Source organism: Desulfospira joergensenii DSM 10085, from assembly GCF_000420085.1.
GTDB lineage: Bacteria > Desulfobacterota > Desulfobacteria > Desulfobacterales > Desulfobacteraceae > Desulfospira > Desulfospira joergensenii.
This window is the reverse complement of the sequence record NZ_ATUG01000003.1, coordinates 1,132,431-1,152,502: the sequence shown is the minus strand read 5'-3', so window position 1 is coordinate 1,152,502 and position 20,072 is coordinate 1,132,431. Positions and strand designations below refer to the sequence as shown.

Sequence of the window (20,072 nt, the reverse complement as noted above, 5' to 3'; positions counted from 1 at the left end):
GTCGGCAACAACCGGTGACGCCTGGACCTTGGTATCCCGGTATGGTCCGAACCGGGAGTTATTGCAAAAGAGATTCAATGCAAGCAGGGCAGATCTCCCCGGATAAGAACGTGAACTTTCACTACACAACCGCAGCATTTACCCTGTCTCCTGAATCCTGGGCTTCGACATGTTGTGCTGCCTTACCCGGAGACCAGGCCTTATATGCTGTTTCTGTTCGTCGGCTCATAGTTTTGCGCTCCAACTTCCTTCAGACGGTCCCTCGCGGTTCCGCCCTTGTTTTCGGCTAATACTTCTGCTAATGCTTTAGCAGGATTCACGTATAGGGGACTTGCACCCCAGAAGTTCACGCCCATGCCGGGCGTACACAAGGAACTGGACCGGACACCGTACACCGATCAATCAGGCTGCGTCTGCTTGATCGGCGCACGGCGCCGGTCAGCACCGCATTAGAAATTAAGGTCAAGAAATGGCTAAATTTAAAATTGACAAAAAGATTTGTTCAACGAAAGTTGACAAACAATTAATCGAAGATATTGAAAAGTATCTTACCGAAAGATTACCCCTCAAACTAGCGGGGCAAATTGAGAGCGATTTAGACGAAAAATACGATCTTAGCGATTTCAGATATTCTCTAGTATTATTCGATAAATTTGGGAAAGAAGAATTTGAAACCTTCAAAGAATTCCACAGGGACAAACTGCCTAACGATACAAAAAGATTAACGTTTAACCTAACATCAAAATATCGTGAGTTTGACCTGACCTTGTCCTTCGGGAAAGACCGTTTGTATTCAGAAATTTCAATAGAAATAAATTCGAAAAATGCAAGAGAACTGGCAAACGGAATAGTTCATGAAATAAACCAGTTAACAGAAGAAAACAAAACTATTCACCATGTTTTTCATGGCAAGTGGCCATGGGTTTTATATGTAATTTTACTAACCTCAATGAGCATATCAACTTGGTCAATTTTCGATAATTTCAAGTATCAAAAAGAAACGAGATTATTCATATTACTTACAAGTTTAGCATTTTTTATTATTAAGCAATTTTCTCCATATTCATACTTTGACACTAAATTAAATTCAAAAAGGGACTCAGCAACAAAATGGCTCCTTAACGGTTTAGCAGGTGTATTTATTTTTGGAGTAATTGCAGTTTATTTACGCAAACTACTAATAGAATAATTTCTAACAAACTAATCAACCGGACGGAAAATACGTCTGTGTAAATTTGAAAAGCAAAACCAAAATTGCGGTGGGTCACGCAAACTCGCGTCGCCGCCGGTTATCACGAACCGTTAAGATCACAAAAAATCAGAACTTTTAAGGAATAGTAGAGCGACAGATATGTCTATGATTGGCCGCTTTTTCCAAGGTCTCATCGACCACAAGATATGGGGGAATCCCTTTACTGTTGAAAAGAAGGGATATGCCGGATAAAATTGGTCATAGGAAAATTCATTTGATGGAATAAAGTATGGAGTTTTGACCCCAACAAAAATGTCATGGTGTAGAGCCGGATCTCGACAGACCAGGGCAACCTAAAAATTATAAATGAACTCTATAGGTGGTAAAATGAATGCTCCAAAAAATTGGAAAGGCAAAAAACGACCGGATCTTGATGATATTACGGGCTTGTTTGCCAATGTTGAACTTGGTGCATATATAACGGGTCATTTAATAATCGAATCAGTATTAGTTCAATTGATTGAACTAAAATTGACTAAAGATGATAAATTTAATCCATTTGATTTAAGTTTTCCCAACAAGGTAGAGGTTGCCAAGAATCGGAATTTGATAGATGAGAGTATGGCATCTTTCCTTTTAGAGATGAATAGAATTCGTAATCGCCTTGCACATAGATTAGGAGAAAAGATTACGTTTGATATGATGTTTAATTTAGCCCGATGTGCGGCAGATGGTGGCGTCGATTTCTCTGATGACAGTATCTATAGCAATAAAGAATTGTCACGAGAATGTTATGGGACTAAGGCTATCATTCAAGAAATTTTCCAAAATGCTGCTCAAGACCTTTCTTTTATCATGGAAAATCATGGAGGCAAATTTCAGTTTGCATAAGGGCTCTATGAATCCGCAACAAAATGTCATAGAAAGTTGACTCCGAAATGCCATCTTGACCTGTTGACTTTGTCTATTATCCGTCGCTTTCACCCAAATATATTGACCACTACATCTGGGGGTGCCTCTTCCGGATGAGAATTCAACTTTATTATCCTGCTTTTCGAAGGCTTACCCGAAATCCATAAAAATCATTTTTTAGATTTTAGAAAAGAGAGGAGGCTCACTTAGTCCCCCTCTTTATAATATGATATTTTTTCCCGCATTCTTCCCGCATACACGGGAATAATTTTCTATTTTGTGGAGTTTTGCGGGAAGTCGGAAAAATCTTGAATTTGATGGAAAGCTCTGATATATACTGTTTTCACGGTACGCGCCCGTAGCTCAGCTGGATAGAGTATCTGACTACGAATCAGGGGGTCGCAGGTTCGAATCCTGCCGGGCGCGCCACTGATATCAAGGGTTTTCAGCTTTTAGTTGAAAACCTTTTTTTGTTTGGTCTTGCTCTTTTGAATTAAAAATTCCAAGTTTTTTGAAATTCTGTCTCCGTGAACAGACCTCTCTCTTCTGCCGCCACCACCCTGGGCAATGGTTTGATGAATTGCTGACGAAGACTATAGGTATAGGCTCCCTGCATCGGGATCATTAATATGTCTCCTTCGGATATTGATTTTCCGAAATAGGCATATCCCCAGACGTCATGGGGGGTACAAAGGGATCCAAGAATATGGCAGGGCCTTTCCCGGTTTTCAAAATTGCTGAGGTTGATGACCGGAAAATAATCCGATTCAAACCGTTCCCAGCCAATGGTATTGGTTCCTGCGTCCGTAATGACAAGGTCCTCTTCTTTTTTATCAATCACCTGAATCAGAAGATGCATGGCATCGTTACAGATCCATCGTCCGGGTTCCAGGCAGATGGTGCAGTCAACCCGGTGTAAAATATTTGATTTCAAGGCTTGTGCAAGCCTGCCGGCAAAAGATTCAATACTCTGTGCAGGCAAGGCATAATGCTCCAGGGGATTTTCACTTACCAGCCACTCTCCTTGGGGAGGCCAGTATCCGCCGCCGATATCGATGAATTCCAGGGCATTCAAAAAATCCTCTGGCATGGTTTTTAAATGAGTGCCCAAAATTTCGATAAATTCAATCTGCCGGTCCGGTTCCAGGTTCCATGAAGAATGAAATTGAAGACCTTTGAAACAGATGTTGGGAATGGCTTTGGCCTCATTGTAAAAATCAGAGAGCCGGGATAAGGGGATGCCGAATTTGCGCCACAACCCTGTTGGATTGTTGTTCAGCCGAACACCGACCGCCAATGGCCTGTCAAGATCATGAACCAGTTTCTCCAGCCGTTTCAGTTCACCAAAACTGTCAAGGAGAAGCGTTGTTTTTGATGAATTTTCAATGGCCATTAACAACTCTTTCTCTGTTTTTCCCGGACCGCTGAAAACAATGTCCTCCGCATTGATTGACAATGCCGCTGCCAGTTCCAATCCGCTTGAAACATCAATGCCGAATCCATTTTGCACAAGGATTCCGGAGATCAGCGGCATGTTGTTGCTTTTCATGGCAAAATAGCATTTTATTTTGGACAGCTCTGACTCAAAGGCATTTTTGAACTGCCTGGCTTTTTGGGCCAGTACCTCTGGTTCAAGGATATACAAGGGCGAGCCGTGGGACTTCACCGCCTCCAGATATGTTTTCTTCTTCTGAATAGAAGATGCAAGAACAGTCTCAATGGAGCTCTTTGACATCGCAGGCATTCTGTTTTCCCGGTTGCCGGTCATTGTTCGATCTCCACTTGAAGGCGCTTTCGGATCAAAAGACTCTCGGTTTCCGGATAACTATTATTATAGGGTTCGATAATGATGTGGCCCAGCAGCCACGAATCATAATCTTCCGGGGGCAAGGCAATCATGTGTCCGGGTTTACGGATAAAATGGATACTTTTAACCCGTTCATCCATTGCCAGTGCATCTGCATTAAATCCGTTAAACCGTCCCGGTTTCCGGGCATGTATCCGAAGACCGATATGGGGGGTAAATGCCAGGGAGCCATTCACCGGCAGGGGCTTGTGTTCGGCAAAATCCAGGGATAAGCCTAGGATGTCAAGATTGCCGGCTGTTTTTAGCAGGAAGGGGAGACAATCCCCTCCCGGTCGCGGGGTCATTTCGATGAGCATGGGGGAATTCTCCCCGATAATGAAATCAACCATGCATAGGGCCCGGTGGATGCCCAGGGACCGGGCTGCTTTCAGCAGGATGATTTCAAGCTCATCCGGTTGAATATGTCTGGGCAGCCCGGCAGGAAGAATATAGCCCGTGACGGTTCCAAAGGGCGGGTCAGGAGATTTTATCTTCCGGGACATCCGGATGATCCGGATCTTTTCATCTTCGATGATAAAATCGCAACTGTATTCAGGTCCTGCAATATATTCTTCCGCCAGCATGATATGCTGCCCGGACGCTTCCCTTTTGAACAACCTATTCTTCCGTCTTTTCTTTAACCCGTCTTTTATGGTTGTAAAGGCATGTCTGCAATCATGGTCTGTTTTGCACCTGTATACCAGTTCACTGCCGCTTCCGCAGAAGGGTTTGAGCACAATACCGGTTTTGCATTTTGTCAAAAATTCAACGGCCTCATCCACCGTGCGTATGGGCATGGATTTTGGGCAGGGAACATCGTTTTTCTGCCAGATTTTTTTGGTTTCATGTTTGTCCCTGCAGTTTTTAATGGATTGAATATCAGGATAATCAATACAAAGATCCGCCGCAAGCAAGGATGCCGTTTCCATGGATTCACAGTCAAAACAGGCCACCCCGGTTATCCTCTGATCCCATTTCTGGAGGTGCTTTTTCAGTTCCCTCCTGACCCGTTCTCCATTGTCAAAGGAGATCACCAGCTCATCTTCAGGACCAGGACAGGGTTCGCCGGCGTTCTTCCGGATATCGGGTTCGGTCAGAAACAGGGCTCTTCCCGGACTGGAACTTTGAATCCAATGGATATAATCGGCGGTTGTGCCCACCACCAGTACTTTGTCATGCACACAGGGCTTGTTTTTCATCTCTATACCATTCAAACTGGGGAACAGGTTTCTGAATCTCGATTTCATAAAGCGGCCTCGGCAGCAGGTGAAATCTTTTTTTCCAGTTAAAATCCCCGCAAAGGAAATCCACCTCATTAAATTGTTTCTGACATGCCCACTCCATATGGTGGAGATTGATCATCTTTGCAATACCGGGGAATTCAAGGCTGGTTCCCCCTGCAAACAGGGTATAGGTGTTGTTAAAGACAGCCCCCATATCCACTGCTGCAATCTCTCCGTCAATGGATATGGTCACGATTCTGAGCATGCCCATCTCGGATAAAAAAGAGGCCAGCCTGTCAAAGGCGTTAAAAAATTTAGGATCATTGAAATAGGAATCACAGGCAAACGCCCTTTGATTCATCTCAAAGAGATGATCCAGGTCGGCTGTATTGTTGAATCTGAAACTCAGGTTCCGATCCTCAAACCGCTTAAACTCGGTCCTGATTTTTTTCCGGGATTTTCCTGAAAAGCCGAGCCAGTAATTTTCAAAGGAATAATCGTACATTCCCGGATAAAAAAGGTAACCTTCTTCATCCTGACGGGTTTGGGATACCCCCTCAAATACCGGGTTCCAGGACAGGTACCTCAGGTGCAGTGATCCGGGAACATCATCGAGGAGCTGATTTAAAATTTCAGGATGCGTCACAGGTATTCGATTTTGTTCCAGCCAGGTTTTCCCTTTCCAGGTTTCCCCCGGAAAGAGGACATACTGCCCTGTTTCTTCATTCCAGCTGAGCGGGAGGCATCCAAGGATCTTGCCGCCCTGCTCAATGGTATGAAATTGCAAAGGATTTGAATAGGCCTCCTGAAAGCAGAAACGAACCGGCCAGAGATCGAATATCCCTTGAGCCGGCCAGATCTCTTCCCAGATTCTCCGGCATTGCTCCGGCTCTGTGTAGACTCCATGTTTCATTTCAGGATTCCTCTAGGAGCGATATGTAACATTGAGTTTGGATAGAGACCCCCCAAAGTATTCCTGGGCAAATGCTCTTACTTTTTCGGGATCATATGCCTTGCAGCTGAAGACATCGAGATAGGTTGCATTGGTTTTGTTTGCAAAGTGGGCGGAAATCAGAGAGGTTTCAATCAGCTGAACCATTGAAAATCCTTCGACCTTTTCATCTTCTCCGAAATGCACCACCTGTGTTTCTCCAAACCGTTTCATCTCAATCAAATCGCAGAGATCCACAACAAAGCGTTTGATCAGTTCTGCATCTCTGATTTTGGCCGGATCACACCCGTAAATATCAATTGCGGATGCAATGCCCCATACTTCCAGTGCGGTCTCGTTTTTTTCTTCGGTTGTAACTGCTGCTGCGATGTTCATTCTTTCAAATCCTTTCCTGAATCATTTCGTTTTTTGTCTGTTTGGGCTACCACTTCTCAGATCCGTTTCTGTGTTTCTGCGATCTTTTATTTTCTTTTCGCCTAAGGTTCTGGATTTCTTTTCTATCCTGCCAGTTGAGATCTTCGTCATGGGTGTCTTTAAATCTGGGATGTTTATGTTTTGTCTTTCGAACATTCTCTCTGGTCATTTCAGGTTTCCCCATTTGTTTTTTTTGTAAATGCCGTTTTTGGCGGCTCAACGAAAACTCATTTAGCAGAAAGTATGCCACAGAAAAACAAAAGGAATTATTTTTATATTCATTATAATTTCAGATATTTATGAATGTTATAGTCTTTATCCCGGCCCTGTATTTTTCAGTATATTCATACCGAAAGTCAAATTTCGAGCATGAATATACCGATTGATTCGGTTGCAATCGAAGCAATCGGGTTTTTATCGGTTGTAATTCAAAAAAATTGGTGTTAATTTAAGTGCCTGCATCTAAAAAGAAGATTTTAAAAACAGTAAATATTTACCCAAAAAGATATGGATCCCTATGCTGATCAGAATTGCATGTGCAATCAACAATAAAAAACAATTTGCCCTGATAAAAGAATACCTATCCGATCTTGATGTCCAGCTCATCACCGGCCATGATGGGAAAATGCCCTGGCCCGAGCTTTCCGGAAGCTGCGCAGATATTTTTATTTTCAGCCTGGCAGCTATTCCTAAGCCGATAGAGCAGAGCATCGGACTGATCAATGAACTGCCGGAAAAACCGATAACCATTGTTCTGCATGAGCAGGATTCCTCTGAAGAGCAGGCAAAACTTTTATCGACGGGTATCGATGTGCTGCTCCATTCAGTGGTTTCACCTGAAAGTCTTTGTGAAGCCATCGAAAGCACCATTGAATCAAGACGTCAGTTCAACTATGCCTCCCGTTTTGACAACCGGGGGAGATTCCAGCCCCGCTTAAATGACTTCATTTCCAACAGCAAAGCCATGCAGGTTTTTCTTGATGAAACCCAGCAGTTTGTGAAAAGCGATACCAGCATGCTTCTGCTAGGCGAAACCGGTGTCGGCAAGGAACACCTGTCCAAAGCCATTCACAAGGAAAGCAATCGGTCCAACGGATCATTCATCGCATTAAATATGGCTGCCATTCCGGATCAGCTGCTGGAAAGTGAGCTTTTCGGCCATGAACGCGGAGCCTTTACCGGTGCTGTCCGTTCCAGGCGGGGCGCCTTTGAAATGGCCCACCAGGGGACCTTGTTTCTCGATGAAATCGGGGATATGCCGCTGCAGATGCAGTCAAAGCTCTTACGGGTTCTGCAGGATCTGGAATTTAAGCCGGTGGGCAGTGAGGAATCTGTCTGGGTGGATGTCAGGATCATTGCCGCAACCAACAAAAACCTGGAAGAAGAGATTGAAAAAGGCAACTTCCGCCGGGACCTTTATTATCGGTTGAGCGTTATCTCCCTGACCCTGCCGCCATTGAGGAAAAGAAAAGAAGACATCCCCTCCCTGGCCAACCATTTTTTAAATATTTCAAATAAAAAAGTAGGGAAAAACATCTCCCGCTTTTCCAAAGAAGCCCTTAATGCACTTTGTGCATATCAATGGCCCGGCAACATAAGGGAGTTGATGAATGTCATTGAACGGGCTGTCCTGCTTTGCAGTTCCGGTATGATTTCCCTAGCAGACCTGCCCCAGTCGTTTATGGAAGAGTCCCCGTTGGATTTCCCGATAAATGAAAAGAGTATCGGGCTGCCTTCTGACTGGGAAAATAAAAGCCTTTCCGAGATCAAAAAAGAAGTATTTGACCGGATCGAAAAAAAATATTTTGAAATGGTGCTGACCCGGACCAAGGGAAGGGTGGGAAAAGCGGCACAAATCGCCGGCGTTCATCCCAGGGGCCTCTATGGAAAAATGAAAAAGTATGGTCTGGATAAATCCAGGTTCAAGCCATAGAGTCTTGGTTTTAGGGGATCTATAGTAATTAAAATTTTTCGGTGACGCGAAGATCAAGCCCAAAAACCCCATGGTCAGGGGCGGCCTTTATTCTCCCGGACGATCCTGCCCTCGGCCATAACCATGACCGGAAAAGCACCCATGTAAAAGGGGTCCTGATTCCAAACGATGAGGCTGGCATCCTTTCCGGGTTCAACAGACCCCAGCCGGTCGTCCAGGTGGAGTATCCTCGCATTTTCAAATGAAATCAAACCGATGGCCTTTTCCGGGCTCATCCCGCGGATCAAAAAGTACTTCAAGGAATCCCGTAGGTGATGGGCCAGTATGACCGGGTGATCCGTCATAAGACCGAACCGGACACCGGAGGCCATCAGGGGGACTACATTTTTATAGGATGCCCCATTCAGTTCGACTTTGTAATCAAGGGAGCTCATGGGGCCGTAAACAACGGGGATATCGTTTTCCAGAAATTCCCTGAAGATTTCCATGCGGCTTATGCTGCAGGCATGTTCAGCCGTAATCTTCAGATCATATTTTTTTTTGAGGTCAATCAAATATAAGGCATCGTCCTCTTTGTGAACATGAACCTTTATGGTCTTTTGTCCCGAAAGCATTTCAAATAAAGTCCATTGTTCGGAGGATAAAGCCAGCTTATATTCTTCTTCAATCCATGTTTTATTCTGCTCAGTCTCCTGATTTGAAAAAGTATTTTTTTTCGATTCTTTTTTTAAATCAAACAGGGCCTTTTCTTTTTTTATTTTTGCCTGTTTTTCTTTTCTCAGCACATCAGAAAAATTTTTTTCCAAAAGACTTGCGTTTCCCATACGGGTGTTGTGACGTCCTGAATGGGAAACCGGGTTGGCCCTGGGATTATGCCCAAGCGCCATTTTGAAACCGTAATCATCCAGCACAGCCCCGCGCCGGTTAGCAGCAAAATTTTTTATGGTAACGGCCCTGCCTCCGATCAAATTACCGCTGCCCGGAACAACACAACTGTAGAGCACTCCGAAATCAACCGCCTCAACAAAGGCCCTGTCATCAAAATAAATACTGTCCACAGGATTTTGCATGGGTGAAATGGTCTTATATGTATCGTCCACCTCAGACTCCGCCGCCGGTTCTCCCTGGCGCTCCATTCCGATGTGTGAATGGGGATCAATGAATGCAGGCGTCACAATTCCCTTGATGTCGCTTTTGTACTTTTTATTGGAAACCTCAACAATCTTACCCTCTTCAACCACTATGGTCATCTGTGTGGCTTTGCCTTTGCCGTCATATAACAAGTCGGCACCAATTATCATTTTTGACCTGTCCATTTGAATATCCTTGCAAAAATTGTTGAGCTATTTAAGAATTGATCATTGCACTTGATTTTACATCGGTCATTGAGAATTATCAAATTGATAAATCTGCCGGGAATCTATATATAGGTCGTCTCTGATCATCAGGATTTTGTTTTGAGTTCAAGGCCCAGGAAATCGGTCCAAAAGGCGATGATTGGAGATGGCCGGTAGACCGGATTTGAAAACCCATTGACACAGATTGGAAAATATATTGTTTACCCCTCTTCATTACCAGGTGTCCGAATATGATTGCGTTCCAACCGCCTTGGTCAATGCGATCAGTTATCTTTTTCATCGAAAAGAGATACCTCCCATGGTCATTCGGCATATTTATTTATACTGCCTGGATACGGTTGGAAGAAATGCCAGGTTCGGTATCGGCGGGACCAGTAAGTACGCCGTGAGGCTGGTTGGCAACTGGCTCAATTCCTATCGCATGAAATCCTTTGCTGTCCGCACCGAATTTATTGATGGAGAATCCGTCCGAATTGACCGGGAAAGCAAAATCAACCAATGCCTTGAACAGGAAGGCGTGGTTTTGTGCAATATGCTGCTGACAAAAACAGAGGAGCATTACCTGATGGCCAGTAAAGCGGATGATAAGTGGATCTATTGTTTTGATTCATATCGAAGATCCTTTGTCCGCGGCATGCATAAAAATGTGGAAGTATTGAACCCGGAGGACGGACGGAGCCCGAATCTCAGAATCAGACAGACCTGGTTCAATCAAAGTGTAAATGAAAGATTCTGCCTCGGTCCCATTGAACTGCGGGAAAGCCTTTTGATCTGGCGGGTATCGTAAAAAACATCCAGGCTTACATAAAGCATGATTTAAGTGAGTTAAGGGTCATGATTTAAGGATCAGGTCTTGAATTAGAGAGTTGGTATTGATTTTTTAAAATTGGGCTGTGGAATTACGGTGGCCCAAAATCATCCCTGTCTTGGTATTTTAAAAATTTTTCAGGAATCTTAAGTGATTTTCTTTTCAATTGTTCAGACCTTGATTTTTGTCTTGAATTAAGTTTCTCTCCCCTGATACAGGTACAACATGTTGTACCTGTATCAGGGGAGCAGTAATATTTTAAGCTTTGGGGATTTTCGATACTTTCTTTAGCAAAAAGCAGGTTCCTATACCTAAAAAAAGATTGCAGCCAATACCTTAAACGGTATAACTCAGATAGGTAGTGGAAAAGACTGCTTATCTGGCCGGGATTTTTAAATTACTTTAGCGCAACCCGGAGTCATCCCATATTTTGTTTTTAGATGTCTGCCCAGCCGGATTAGGCCTTCTCCCAGGCCGTCGAAAATACGTGCCGTAAAGGGGAATGGCGTGGTATTCGCCTGGTATAGGAGCCGAAATGTTTCAGCCTCTCTTCTGAAGGCTGTCTCCTTTTCCTTGACCATGATCTCCAAAAATAAATGTTCCATTGGATTCTCCTTTGGATTCTCCTTAAATTCAAAAATGCAAAAGGCCGTTGGGTTCACCCGGTGGTTTGCGCAAGAGTTCCTTGACCGCATCCGCCAGGATTTCCATTCCCTCTTCTATCTCATTTACATCGGTCCAGGCCCAGCTTAAGCGGAAGTTGTTCATGAACCGTTTGTCCATATCAAAGGTCGGTCCGGGCATGAGGCTGACTCCCTTGTCCAGCAGGGAAAGCAGCAAGGTGACGCTGGAGTAAGCGGGCGGCAGGGTCACCCAGGTGAAAAATCCCCCTTGGGCATGGGTCCAGGTCACGCCCTGGGGCATGAGTTGATCCAGGCAGGTGAGCATGGTATCCCGCCTGGCCTTGTGTATCTGTCTTACCCGTTCAAGATGTTCGTCATAGGCCCCGGACCGTAAAAATGCCAGTGCAATGCCTTCCATCAGGGAAGGGCAGGCGTGGGACATGGACAGTTTGAGCTGGGCAAATCCAGCAATCCGTTCCGGAGAGCTGATCATCCATCCCAGCCTCAATCCAGAGGCCAGGGATTTGGAAAGAGACGAGGCAACGATGGCCCGGCTCGGACCCAGGAGGTTGATCATATGTTCCTGAGGTTTCCCTTCAAAACGAAGGTCCTCGAAGACTTGATCGGAGAAGACAAACCCATTGTTCTGTACCGCCCACTGGGCGATTTCCCTCCGGCGGCTGTTATTCATGGTTTCTCCGGTGGGGCTAGAAAATTCCGGGCAGATGCACAAAAGGGTGGACGGGCAAAGCGGCTCTGGATCCGTGGGGAGTTTCCCGTCTGAAAGGATGGGGTCCACCCGGTTCCCCTGACTGACAAACGCGTCTACAAAGCCTTGAAATCCCGGTGTCTCAATCCAAACGTGCCGGTTGTTTTCCGCTGCATCCAGCGCGGCGATGGCCGCTCCCTGCTGGGAACCGTGGGTGATCAGAATCTGGTCCGGGGAAATGGGTAGGCCCTTGGCCTGATATCTTTCGGCTATCTCCTCCCGAAGCGCGGGCATGCCGTTGAGATCGCCATAGCCAATATAGTCCTGGCAATCATGCGTCATGGCTTTGGCAACCATTTCTTCCCAGAGTTTGGGCTCAATTAATCCAGGATCCATGACACCCTTTGAAAAATCCCGGACCCCGGGCCTGCAGGCGGCTGAGACCAGGCTGCAGATACTCTTGGATACACCCTGACGGAGTCTGCGGCTTGCCAGCCCAGATCGTTCAATGTCTTTGGAAGCCTTGGGTTCAGAAATTTCAGTTTCGTCCTTCTCACCCCGGGCCACCGCTCCCACAAAGGTGCCGCGTCCAACATGGGAGTGGATCAGCCCCTGTTGGGTCAGGTCTTCCAAAGCCCTGCGAATGGTGGCTTGGGTGACGCCGACCTGTTTGGCAAACGCCGTTACCGTCGGCAGCTTGTCTCCCTGGAGGAATTCTCCCCGGCTGATGGCGTCCCGGATTCGGTCCCGGACCTGGACATAGAGTGGATTTTCCGACTTTTTATCAATCTGGATTTTAATCATAAATACCCTCTTCTTAAATTGATACGGTATTAATACCATATCAATATAAAACGGGTCAAGTTTTTTTCATCTCCGAAAGATGAGTTTTTCTATAAAAATAAACTTCCCATGATCCTGTCTTGGGCCTTCCCATATTATAGATAAAAATACGAATTAGAACTCATTCACTAATATTCATAACCTTCTTTACTATTTCAACTGCTTGTGTCTTTCTCTGGTCTTCTTTTTCTGCGTTAAACAATACCCACTATCTTTTTAGCGAACCACCCGGATATTGCTGAATTTTAGAGCAAGATTCGGGTGGTCATCAGCCAATGAATGTATTAGATTCTCATAAAAACAGGAGGATAAGGTTGCGTCCCAACCGCCTTGGTCAATGCGATCAGTTATCTCTTTCATCGAAAAGAGATTCCTCCCATGGTCATTCGGCATATCTATCTGCACTGCCTGGATACGGTTGGAAGAAATGCCAGGTTCGGTATCGGCGGGACCAGTAAGTACGCCGTGAGGTTGGTTGGCAACTGGCTCAATTCCTATCGCATGAAATCCTTTGCCGTCCGAACCGAATTTATTGATGGAGAATCCGTCAGAATTGACCGGGAAAGCAAAATCAACCAATGCCTTGAACAGGAAGGCGTGGCCTTGTGCAATATGCTGCTGACAAAAACAGAGGAGCATTATCTGATGGCCAGTAAAGCGGATGATAAGTGGATCTATTGTTTTGATTCATATCGAAGATCCCTTGTCCGCGGCATGCATAAAAATGTGGAAGTATTGAACCCGGAGGACGGGCGGAGCCCGAATCTCAGAATCAGACAGACCTGGTTCAATCAGAGCGTAAATGAAAGATTCTGCCTCGGTCCCATTGAACTGGGGGAAAGCCTTTTGATCTGGCGGGTATCGTAAAAAACATCCAGGCTTATATAAAGTAAACCCATAAAATCAAGGATGGGGACGCTTCCATTCAAAGCCCCGCATCCCGGTAAAGCTTTTCCAGGGTTTGGGAATGGATGGGGACGGTGACGACCTGGACCCCGATAAAGCCGTCCTGAAGAATGAATTCCAGGGGAACTCCGTCCCTGGCAATGACCATATTGACCCGGCCTTCCCCTTGAAGTTTTTTGATATGGGCGATCAGTCCATGAGCATGTCGTATCTTATGACCGCCATATGCAATGATGTAATCATTGGGCTCAAGGGGAATCCCTTCCCCCTGGGTTCCAGGCAATACGGTCTTGATCATGACGGTTGAGGAATCAAATGGACCGTCATCCTGTCTCACGGCTTGAGAATCCGGCTTTTCAATGGTCTCAACGGCGGCTGAAACCGGCAGAACACTGACATGGATCAATCTTTCCCCGGTGAAGGTAAAGGCATAATTCCGGATTCCCAGGGTTTTTAAGAGTTTTTTCACCACATCCGTGACAGACCCTGTACAGGAGAGAGTGATTTTTTTATCCGGATATTGGGAAAGCCCGGAGAAAACCAATGAATGCTGGGTTTGAAATTCGGATAAGATCTGTTTTAATTCCCGGCTCTCTGCCCGGAGTGTGATCAATCCCTTATCATCCATTACCAGAACGCCGTTGTCAGCGATTGCCGGTTTTTGAAGAAGGAAGAGGGCCAATGCCCCGAATAGGAAAACAAGGGCAATGCCTGAAGGGAAATTGAATCTGGGGGAAGTATCCATGAACATGGTCCAGTATAGCCCAAAATTGACCCGGCGGGCAAGTGCCCGGATGAGCTATGATTGTTTTTGAATCCTCCCTGTGGTAATTTTAATCCGCTTCCAGAGGCAAACCAAATGGAAGGGAATCGGGAAAGAGAGGTCAGCCCAGTCCCGGGTTTTGTAAAATGAAGATAGCAGTGATCACAGACATCCACGGCAATTACGAGGCCTTTTCCAGTGTGCTTCGGGATATCCGGGCAAACGGAGCGGATGTAATTGTCTCCCTGGGGGATAACATCGGTTACGGCGCAGACTCGGAAAGGGTGATCCAACGGGTTAAAGACCAAAAGATCTCCACGGTTCTGGGCAATCACGAGATGGCCGTGTTGGAGGAAAAAGCAAAGGCGAGGTTCCGGAAAGAGGCACAAAAGGCCCTTGAATCTGCCATGAACAGCCTGTCAGAGGATTCCCTTGAATTCATCCGTTCCCTTGGATTAAACCTGTCCCTGGAGAATTGTCTTTTTGTTCACGGATTCCCCCCGGATTCGAACCGGTTCTATCTACATCTGGTGGAAGATAAAAAGCTCTTACAGGCCTTTTGCATGATGGAGGAATCCCTTTGTTTTGTCGGTCATACCCATCAGCTCTGCCTTGTCTATATAGAGCAGGGCCGGGTTGTCCGGAAAATACTGAAGCCGGGGAGGAAACGCCTTGAGAGGGGCAGGAAATACATGGTCAATGCCGGAAGCGTGGGGCAGCCAAGGGACGGATCCGGCCGTGCAACCTATGTGCTCTGGAATACGGAAAGATATGAACTTGAGGTCAGATCCCTTGCCTATGATGCGGCAGGTGCGGCAAGGAAAATCAGGGCCGCCGGAATCCCGGAAATATATGCCCGGATCCTGACAAAAAATTCTGACCCGGGGGCTGCCGGCCCGGTGTAGACGCCGGCAATTCTCAGATGGCGAAGAACGGTTTCCGATTTGACAGAGCTCTTTTGCCCGTGGTATACGAATCTTGAAAAAAACATTCCCACACCTATGAAAAGGATTTTTTTGATTAGATTCTCATTGGATATTGTGCCGGGCCCTGCCGATAAAAGATAGGGATAATCGGTAATGGATCGGATTCTGTTCCCCTGGAGCCAAAGTTGTTCGGGGGGAACCGGCCCTTTTTTTCTCTTTGTTTTGACGGGATTACTGTCTGATATTTCCTTTCTTATCTTTTGTCTGCAGCGCCGCCTGATTTTTCTTAAAAAAAACAGCGTATTTCTCAAACCATATATTGAGAATTATATTTTCAATGCCGTACCGGCATATCAGAAAGGAAAAAAGAGTGAAGATCAGAAAATCGAATGAATCGGATAAAATAGAAATTGAAAAAATTCATACCAGGGCATTTGGAAAGGAAAAAGGACCGGTGATCGCCGGCCTGGTCAACGGGCTGTTTCATGATCCAACCGCCGAGCCCCGTCTCTCCCTCGTGGCCGAGGAGGATAAAAAAATCATCGGGCATATCCTTTTTACAAAGGTTGTCGTCACACAGACCCGGGAGCCGGTTTCAGCACAGATCCTGGCTCCCCTGGCCATTCTTCCCGAAGTCCAGAACAGAGGCATCGGAACCCTTCTCATCAAAGAGGGCCTGGACCGGTTAAGACAGGCAGGGGGGGAACTGGTTTTTGTGCTGGGCCATCCCAATTATTATCCCCGCTCAGGGTTTATCCCGGCAGGAGCCCTTGGATATGAGGCCCCGTACCCCATTCCAATGGAGCATGCCAATGCCTGGATGGTGCAGGAACTTTGTCCCGGGGGTATCGGACGGGTAAAGGGGAGGGTGGTCTGCTCTGATGTGCTGAATCAGCCGGAGCATTGGAGGGAATAGGAATTTATCGGTTCAACAAAGGGGGAAGGCCTGTTCTCCGGTGGTGAATGCCCTTTTTGATCAGAGTCTTTTCCCCTTTTTCATATCCTTTTTCATAGGCCGCCCCCTTGCGATGGCGGCCGTAGGCGATCTTTCTCAGCCTGGGAAAGACCCGGTTGAGTTCGATCTGATTTTCTTTGTTGATCAGGGCGTTTAAGGTGACTGCCGGAAATCTCTTATCAATGCCGGCAGGGGGCTCCTCTGGAGGGTTTGATTTTTCCAGGGTCTTTCGAATGCCGTTGACAAATCCAATATCAAAGGAGACCTTATCCCCCCTTTGATAGCCGTGGCGTTGGCGGCTTTCCTTCCAGAATTTTTTTCCGGTTCCAAGGAGGTAATGGTAGACGTACTCAGCCACTTCAAGGTTTTCCTGAAGCCCGAAGAGCACAATGGACCGGAAGGATTCCCCTTCATGGGGATCATAGATGGAGGAGGTTACCGTATCCACAAAATAAAAATCTCTTAAGATTCCAAGGATGCTTTTCTGAAGACTTTCAATCCTTTTCCTTTTGTGGGTGATCACCCGATAGGTTGCACGGCTCTTTTGTCCATGGTCTTTATCCTTAAAAAGGTCAAGGTTGTGCTTTTGAATCAGATCATTGGCCTTTTTAGAGGCCAGCCGGGCTTCATGTTCATTGTCGGAGTTGGCCAAAGAGAGGAGCTTTTCAATTTTTCGGATCATGAGTCCGGCCCGGGGGGAAAGATCCTTATCCTGAATCAGCATATCAGAAGTTATGGCCCCGCCGGCCCTGATGAAATCCGGATGAACCCCCAGTCTTTGACAGGCTTCTTTAAAGAGAGGCCCGTGAATCTCTTCTCCTTTAATGACTTCCGAGACATATTGATGGGCCATTTCATGTTTTAAAATCTCCAGCACCACCGGCCAGGGATAGTCTTCAATGAGATGCCTTGATATGGACAGGGTTTTTGAACCCGGTTCCCATAGTCCGTAGTGAACCTTTGATTCGGATATATTGACGCCGGGCAGTTTCATGCAGATGCCGTGGGAATGGCAGATGTTCTGAAATTCAACGATGAGCTGCCTGGACCACAGAATCTTTTTATCTATCTTTGTTCCCATGAATACCGCTTCCCCTTTTCAGGCTTTTTCTCCATATCCTCCCGGATGAACCAGGGACCCGCACATAATGAAACTTCAAAATATATTGTTAAACTCTAAAGAATACCAGCCCTATTTTTTGCCGGTGAAATATCCCGGCCTTTCCGGGAAAGATCCATGGTCCGTGGAGATCGTAAAGGTCAAGGTTTGTCCCGGTTTTTGGAAATTTAGGTTTTACTTGCCATCTTTTCCTGTGGTATCTGTGTGGGGTGGTAACAAATGGGGGGAAGCGAAGATGCAGGTGGATTTAAACAAGCTGAAAACCTTTTATATCCTGGCGGGAACCAAAAGCTATACCCGGTGCGGGGACAAGATGTGCCTGACCCAGTCTGCCGTGAGTCATGCCATTAAAAAACTGGAGACGGATCTCGGCTTTGACCTGGTGGACCGGCAGGTCAGGCAGTTCCGCCTCACCCGGGAAGGGGAATTCCTCTACCGCCGCTGTGCCGGGATCTTCAACCGCATTGAAGACACCCTGGACGGGCTTGTGGCCGGAAAAGAGCTTCCCGTCTCCATCAACCTGGGAGCCCCGGTGGAATTCGGCTCTTCGGTCCTGATCAAAGGCATGACCCCTTTTTTCCTGGATCATCCCCATATCCACATTGACTTCATGCTGGCTCCCCAGCTTTTGGATCCTCTTCTCATGGATGAACTGGACATCATCGTGGACTGTGTTCCCCATGTCCACGATGATTTGGTTTCCATCCCCCTGCTTCGGGAGGAGTATGCGGTGATTGCATCTCCTGCCTATGTCCGGGAAAAAAATATTGGGGCTGTCCCGGACCTGAAACTATGCAACCTGCTCTCCTTTGACCGGGAACTGACCTGGTGGAAAAATTTCATCAATGGACTGGAAGAGGCGTCTGATTTCGGCTTTGAAAAGATCACCCGGATATCCAATGTTCGGGGAATCATCAATGCTGCCCTGGAATCCCTAGGGGTAGGGTTTGTCCCCCGGTATACCGTCTTAAAGGAACTGGAAAAGGGACTTCTCCTGGAATTGTTTCCGGAGACCGGGGTCCTCAACGACCAGATCAATATCTATCTGAAAAAACGGAATTTTGAGAAACAGGTGTTTAAGGATCTCATAAACCACATCAAATCTTTGAAGCTGAATTAGACCCAAAGAGAGTTAGTGGCATTGAACACCTGTGAATGAAAGCGAAATCCTTTGCTTTTGTTCAGCCGGTCCTGTTTGTTTCAGGGATCTTGGTGGGCATTAATTATACCATAAGTCAACGGTCTTCTGGGCAAAAATAAATGTAATTGTACAGGGTATTTAATTTACTGTTGCAATTTTTGGCATGGGATGTTTAGTCATTCCAATAATGGTGATTTTAAAAAGGAATTATGCAGATCTGGTTAACATGAAAATAATCATGTTATGCAGTTAGATAATCAATTTTGAATGATATACAGATCTGCTGAACATATTGTTCTGTTTCATTAATCTACCTTTCAAGAATCGAAATACAGGAGCAAAATGGAAAACAAACCAAGAAAAATATGGATAGCAGCACTTTTAACATTTTTGACAATTGGTTTGGGACACATTTACTCTGGAAAACTAAAGAAGGGATCATTCTTCTATCTGGGGCAATATCTTGTTTTAGTTCTTTGCATGACGGTTGTTTATTTATTGCCTTCATTTATAACTCTTATAGGGGCTTTGTTATTTGGTTCCGCATATTTCCTCTATTGTCTCATTGACGCAATTCGAATTGCACAAAAGGCTCGGCCTGTTTACCAAATCAAAAGCTTCAATAGGTGGTATCTATATCTGGGCATAGTTATATGCACTTCATTGGTTATTCAGCCAATAATATCTAATTCCATAAAGGAATATATGATCCAGGCATATAAAATACCTGCGGGGTCATTGAAACCAACATTATTGGTGGGAGATCAAATACTTTGCAAAAAAGGTTTAGCACTAAAAAATGGGCTTCAAAAAGGCGAAATGATCATTTTCCCTTATCCAGAAGATCCATCAAAAGAATATATCAAAAGAGTTATTGCCGTTGGCGGCGATGAAATCGAAATCAAAAACAAAAAGGTTTTTATTAACCGGGATCAGATAGAAGAGCCTTATGTAATTCATCTTGATAGCAGAATACTTCCGGGTAATCTATCTACCAGAGATAATTTACGTACTGTAGAGGTCCCTGAGGATTCAGTTTTTGTTATGGGAGACAACAGAGATAATAGCCATGATAGTCGCTTCTGGGGTTTTGTAAAAAAACCCTCAGTAACTGGAAAAGCCTTTATAATATACTGGTCTTGGGATAGAGAAAACTCAAAGATCCGATGGGATAGAATCGGTAAAACTATAAACTAAACAAAACAAATCGCTGGAGAAGGATGCGCCATAACTGGCGCACCTCTCAGCTCAACCGTTAAGTGTAAAAAAGGACCATGAGTATATATAATAAAGTAGGTGCTACATATGATTCAATGAGGAGTAACATTGGAGTCAAAGACATACTCCATGAAGTCGGCATTTTGGGGAATGATATAAGAGTACTTGATCTTGGATGTGGCACAGGACACCCTATAGCAAAAGCGATATCCCCGATTGTTAAAGAATAC

The 20,072-nt window shown here is 45.6% G+C and carries 18 protein-coding genes and 1 tRNA gene; 10 read left to right on the top strand and 9 right to left on the bottom strand.

Going from position 1 to position 20,072, the window contains the following annotated elements; genetic code table 11:
• The first annotated feature begins 469 nt into the window (after nucleotides 1–469).
• From F608_RS0129525 to F608_RS0129515, 3 genes are all read left to right on the top strand, one after another.
• Nucleotides 470–1,189 carry a hypothetical protein gene (locus F608_RS0129525; RefSeq protein ID WP_022669368.1) on the top strand — a complete coding sequence of 240 codons (720 nt, stop codon included), beginning with the start codon at nucleotides 470–472 and terminating at the stop codon, nucleotides 1,187–1,189.
• 390 nt (nucleotides 1,190–1,579) lie between these two features.
• The gene (locus F608_RS36725) at nucleotides 1,580–2,083 is read left to right on the top strand and encodes a hypothetical protein (protein ID WP_208599559.1); all 504 of its coding nucleotides are present in this window, start codon (nucleotides 1,580–1,582) and stop codon (nucleotides 2,081–2,083) included.
• Nucleotides 2,084–2,456: 373 nt separating this feature from the next.
• A tRNA-Arg gene (locus F608_RS0129515) sits at nucleotides 2,457–2,533 on the top strand.
• A gap of 64 nt (nucleotides 2,534–2,597) precedes the next feature.
• Here F608_RS0129515 and F608_RS33960 read toward each other — a convergent pair.
• Genes F608_RS33960 through speD form a run of 4 tightly spaced genes read right to left on the bottom strand, consistent with a single transcriptional unit; the run spans nucleotide 2,598 to nucleotide 6,500 of the window.
• The gene (locus tag F608_RS33960) at nucleotides 2,598–3,848 is read right to left on the bottom strand and encodes a diaminopimelate decarboxylase family protein (RefSeq protein WP_244154356.1); all 1,251 of its coding nucleotides are present in this window, start codon (nucleotides 3,846–3,848) and stop codon (nucleotides 2,598–2,600) included.
• 20 nt (nucleotides 3,849–3,868) lie between these two features.
• The gene (locus F608_RS0129505) at nucleotides 3,869–5,149 is read right to left on the bottom strand and encodes an ATP-grasp domain-containing protein (RefSeq protein ID WP_022669365.1); all 1,281 of its coding nucleotides are present in this window, start codon (nucleotides 5,147–5,149) and stop codon (nucleotides 3,869–3,871) included.
• Nucleotides 5,124–6,086 carry a GNAT family N-acetyltransferase gene (locus F608_RS0129500; RefSeq protein ID WP_022669364.1) on the bottom strand — a complete coding sequence of 321 codons (963 nt, stop codon included), beginning with the start codon at nucleotides 6,084–6,086 and terminating at the stop codon, nucleotides 5,124–5,126. The genes F608_RS0129505 and F608_RS0129500 overlap by 26 nt, the downstream gene beginning before the upstream one ends.
• Before the next feature lie 12 nt (nucleotides 6,087–6,098).
• The gene (speD, locus tag F608_RS33955; RefSeq protein WP_022669363.1) at nucleotides 6,099–6,500 is read right to left on the bottom strand and encodes an S-adenosylmethionine decarboxylase; all 402 of its coding nucleotides are present in this window, start codon (nucleotides 6,498–6,500) and stop codon (nucleotides 6,099–6,101) included.
• A 556-nt stretch (nucleotides 6,501–7,056) separates the two neighbouring features.
• Between speD and F608_RS0129485 the strand changes: the two genes are divergently transcribed.
• Nucleotides 7,057–8,472, top strand: coding sequence for a sigma-54 interaction domain-containing protein (locus tag F608_RS0129485; protein ID WP_022669361.1), 1,416 nt, complete (start codon nucleotides 7,057–7,059; stop codon nucleotides 8,470–8,472).
• A gap of 74 nt (nucleotides 8,473–8,546) precedes the next feature.
• Here F608_RS0129485 and F608_RS0129480 read toward each other — a convergent pair whose 3' ends face one another.
• The gene (locus F608_RS0129480; RefSeq protein ID WP_022669360.1) at nucleotides 8,547–9,788 is read right to left on the bottom strand and encodes an amidohydrolase family protein; all 1,242 of its coding nucleotides are present in this window, start codon (nucleotides 9,786–9,788) and stop codon (nucleotides 8,547–8,549) included.
• A gap of 340 nt (nucleotides 9,789–10,128) precedes the next feature.
• On the opposite strand from F608_RS0129480, the gene F608_RS0129475 reads away from it, so the two are divergent.
• The gene (locus F608_RS0129475) at nucleotides 10,129–10,617 is read left to right on the top strand and encodes a hypothetical protein (RefSeq protein WP_244154355.1); all 489 of its coding nucleotides are present in this window, start codon (nucleotides 10,129–10,131) and stop codon (nucleotides 10,615–10,617) included.
• 413 nt (nucleotides 10,618–11,030) lie between these two features.
• On the opposite strand, the gene F608_RS0129470 is transcribed toward F608_RS0129475, so the two are convergent.
• Nucleotides 11,031–11,243, bottom strand: a complete 213-nt coding sequence (locus F608_RS0129470) for a hypothetical protein (protein WP_022669358.1) — start codon at nucleotides 11,241–11,243, stop codon at nucleotides 11,031–11,033.
• Between the two features lie 28 nt (nucleotides 11,244–11,271).
• On the bottom strand, nucleotides 11,272–12,774 hold the full coding sequence (locus tag F608_RS0129465; protein ID WP_022669357.1) for an aminotransferase-like domain-containing protein: 1,503 nt from the start codon (nucleotides 12,772–12,774) through the stop codon (nucleotides 11,272–11,274).
• Nucleotides 12,775–13,191: 417 nt separating this feature from the next.
• Between F608_RS0129465 and F608_RS33950 the strand changes: the two genes are divergently transcribed.
• Nucleotides 13,192–13,680, top strand: coding sequence for a hypothetical protein (locus tag F608_RS33950; RefSeq protein ID WP_244154354.1), 489 nt, complete (start codon nucleotides 13,192–13,194; stop codon nucleotides 13,678–13,680).
• Between the two features lie 58 nt (nucleotides 13,681–13,738).
• Here F608_RS33950 and F608_RS0129455 read toward each other — a convergent pair whose 3' ends face one another.
• Nucleotides 13,739–14,464, bottom strand: coding sequence for a PDZ domain-containing protein (locus tag F608_RS0129455; protein ID WP_022669355.1), 726 nt, complete (start codon nucleotides 14,462–14,464; stop codon nucleotides 13,739–13,741).
• A 164-nt stretch (nucleotides 14,465–14,628) separates the two neighbouring features.
• Here F608_RS0129455 and F608_RS33945 point away from each other — a divergent pair, with 164 nt between their 5' ends.
• Nucleotides 14,629–15,387, top strand: coding sequence for a metallophosphoesterase family protein (locus F608_RS33945; protein ID WP_022669354.1), 759 nt, complete (start codon nucleotides 14,629–14,631; stop codon nucleotides 15,385–15,387).
• A gap of 391 nt (nucleotides 15,388–15,778) precedes the next feature.
• Nucleotides 15,779–16,324, top strand: a complete 546-nt coding sequence (locus tag F608_RS0129440) for a GNAT family N-acetyltransferase (protein ID WP_022669352.1) — start codon at nucleotides 15,779–15,781, stop codon at nucleotides 16,322–16,324.
• 4 nt (nucleotides 16,325–16,328) lie between these two features.
• Here the strand turns inward: F608_RS0129440 and F608_RS0129435 are convergent, their stop codons facing one another.
• Nucleotides 16,329–17,444, bottom strand: coding sequence for a DUF2786 domain-containing protein (locus tag F608_RS0129435; RefSeq protein WP_022669351.1), 1,116 nt, complete (start codon nucleotides 17,442–17,444; stop codon nucleotides 16,329–16,331).
• 274 nt (nucleotides 17,445–17,718) lie between these two features.
• Here F608_RS0129435 and F608_RS0129430 point away from each other — a divergent pair, with 274 nt between their 5' ends.
• Together F608_RS0129430 and lepB are read left to right on the top strand one after the other, a co-directional pair.
• The gene (locus F608_RS0129430; protein ID WP_161626910.1) at nucleotides 17,719–18,603 is read left to right on the top strand and encodes a LysR family transcriptional regulator; all 885 of its coding nucleotides are present in this window, start codon (nucleotides 17,719–17,721) and stop codon (nucleotides 18,601–18,603) included.
• A 363-nt stretch (nucleotides 18,604–18,966) separates the two neighbouring features.
• Nucleotides 18,967–19,821 (top strand): signal peptidase I, encoded by an 855-nt coding sequence (gene lepB / locus F608_RS0129425; protein ID WP_022669349.1) that lies wholly within the window; start codon nucleotides 18,967–18,969, stop codon nucleotides 19,819–19,821.
• Nucleotides 19,822–20,072 lie beyond the last annotated feature (251 nt).

What these genes read in the sequence shown, in the direction of transcription:
- F608_RS0129525 (WP_022669368.1), top strand. Translation starts at nt 470, where the DNA reads ATGGCTAAATTTAAAATTGACAAAAAGATTTGTTCAACGAAAGTTGAC.
- F608_RS36725 (WP_208599559.1), top strand. Translation starts at nt 1,580, where the DNA reads ATGAATGCTCCAAAAAATTGGAAAGGCAAAAAACGACCGGATCTTGAT.
- F608_RS33960 (WP_244154356.1), bottom strand. Translation starts at nt 3,848, where the DNA reads ATGCCTGCGATGTCAAAGAGCTCCATTGAGACTGTTCTTGCATCTTCT.
- F608_RS0129505 (WP_022669365.1), bottom strand. Translation starts at nt 5,149, where the DNA reads ATGAAAAACAAGCCCTGTGTGCATGACAAAGTACTGGTGGTGGGCACA.
- F608_RS0129500 (WP_022669364.1), bottom strand. Translation starts at nt 6,086, where the DNA reads ATGAAACATGGAGTCTACACAGAGCCGGAGCAATGCCGGAGAATCTGG.
- speD (WP_022669363.1), bottom strand. Translation starts at nt 6,500, where the DNA reads ATGAACATCGCAGCAGCAGTTACAACCGAAGAAAAAAACGAGACCGCA.
- F608_RS0129485 (WP_022669361.1), top strand. Translation starts at nt 7,057, where the DNA reads ATGCTGATCAGAATTGCATGTGCAATCAACAATAAAAAACAATTTGCC.
- F608_RS0129480 (WP_022669360.1), bottom strand. Translation starts at nt 9,788, where the DNA reads ATGGACAGGTCAAAAATGATAATTGGTGCCGACTTGTTATATGACGGC.
- F608_RS0129475 (WP_244154355.1), top strand. Translation starts at nt 10,129, where the DNA reads ATGGTCATTCGGCATATTTATTTATACTGCCTGGATACGGTTGGAAGA.
- F608_RS0129470 (WP_022669358.1), bottom strand. Translation starts at nt 11,243, where the DNA reads ATGGAACATTTATTTTTGGAGATCATGGTCAAGGAAAAGGAGACAGCC.
- F608_RS0129465 (WP_022669357.1), bottom strand. Translation starts at nt 12,774, where the DNA reads ATGATTAAAATCCAGATTGATAAAAAGTCGGAAAATCCACTCTATGTC.
- F608_RS33950 (WP_244154354.1), top strand. Translation starts at nt 13,192, where the DNA reads ATGGTCATTCGGCATATCTATCTGCACTGCCTGGATACGGTTGGAAGA.
- F608_RS0129455 (WP_022669355.1), bottom strand. Translation starts at nt 14,464, where the DNA reads ATGGATACTTCCCCCAGATTCAATTTCCCTTCAGGCATTGCCCTTGTT.
- F608_RS33945 (WP_022669354.1), top strand. Translation starts at nt 14,629, where the DNA reads ATGAAGATAGCAGTGATCACAGACATCCACGGCAATTACGAGGCCTTT.
- F608_RS0129435 (WP_022669351.1), bottom strand. Translation starts at nt 17,444, where the DNA reads ATGGGAACAAAGATAGATAAAAAGATTCTGTGGTCCAGGCAGCTCATC.
- F608_RS0129430 (WP_161626910.1), top strand. Translation starts at nt 17,719, where the DNA reads ATGCAGGTGGATTTAAACAAGCTGAAAACCTTTTATATCCTGGCGGGA.
- lepB (WP_022669349.1), top strand. Translation starts at nt 18,967, where the DNA reads ATGGAAAACAAACCAAGAAAAATATGGATAGCAGCACTTTTAACATTT.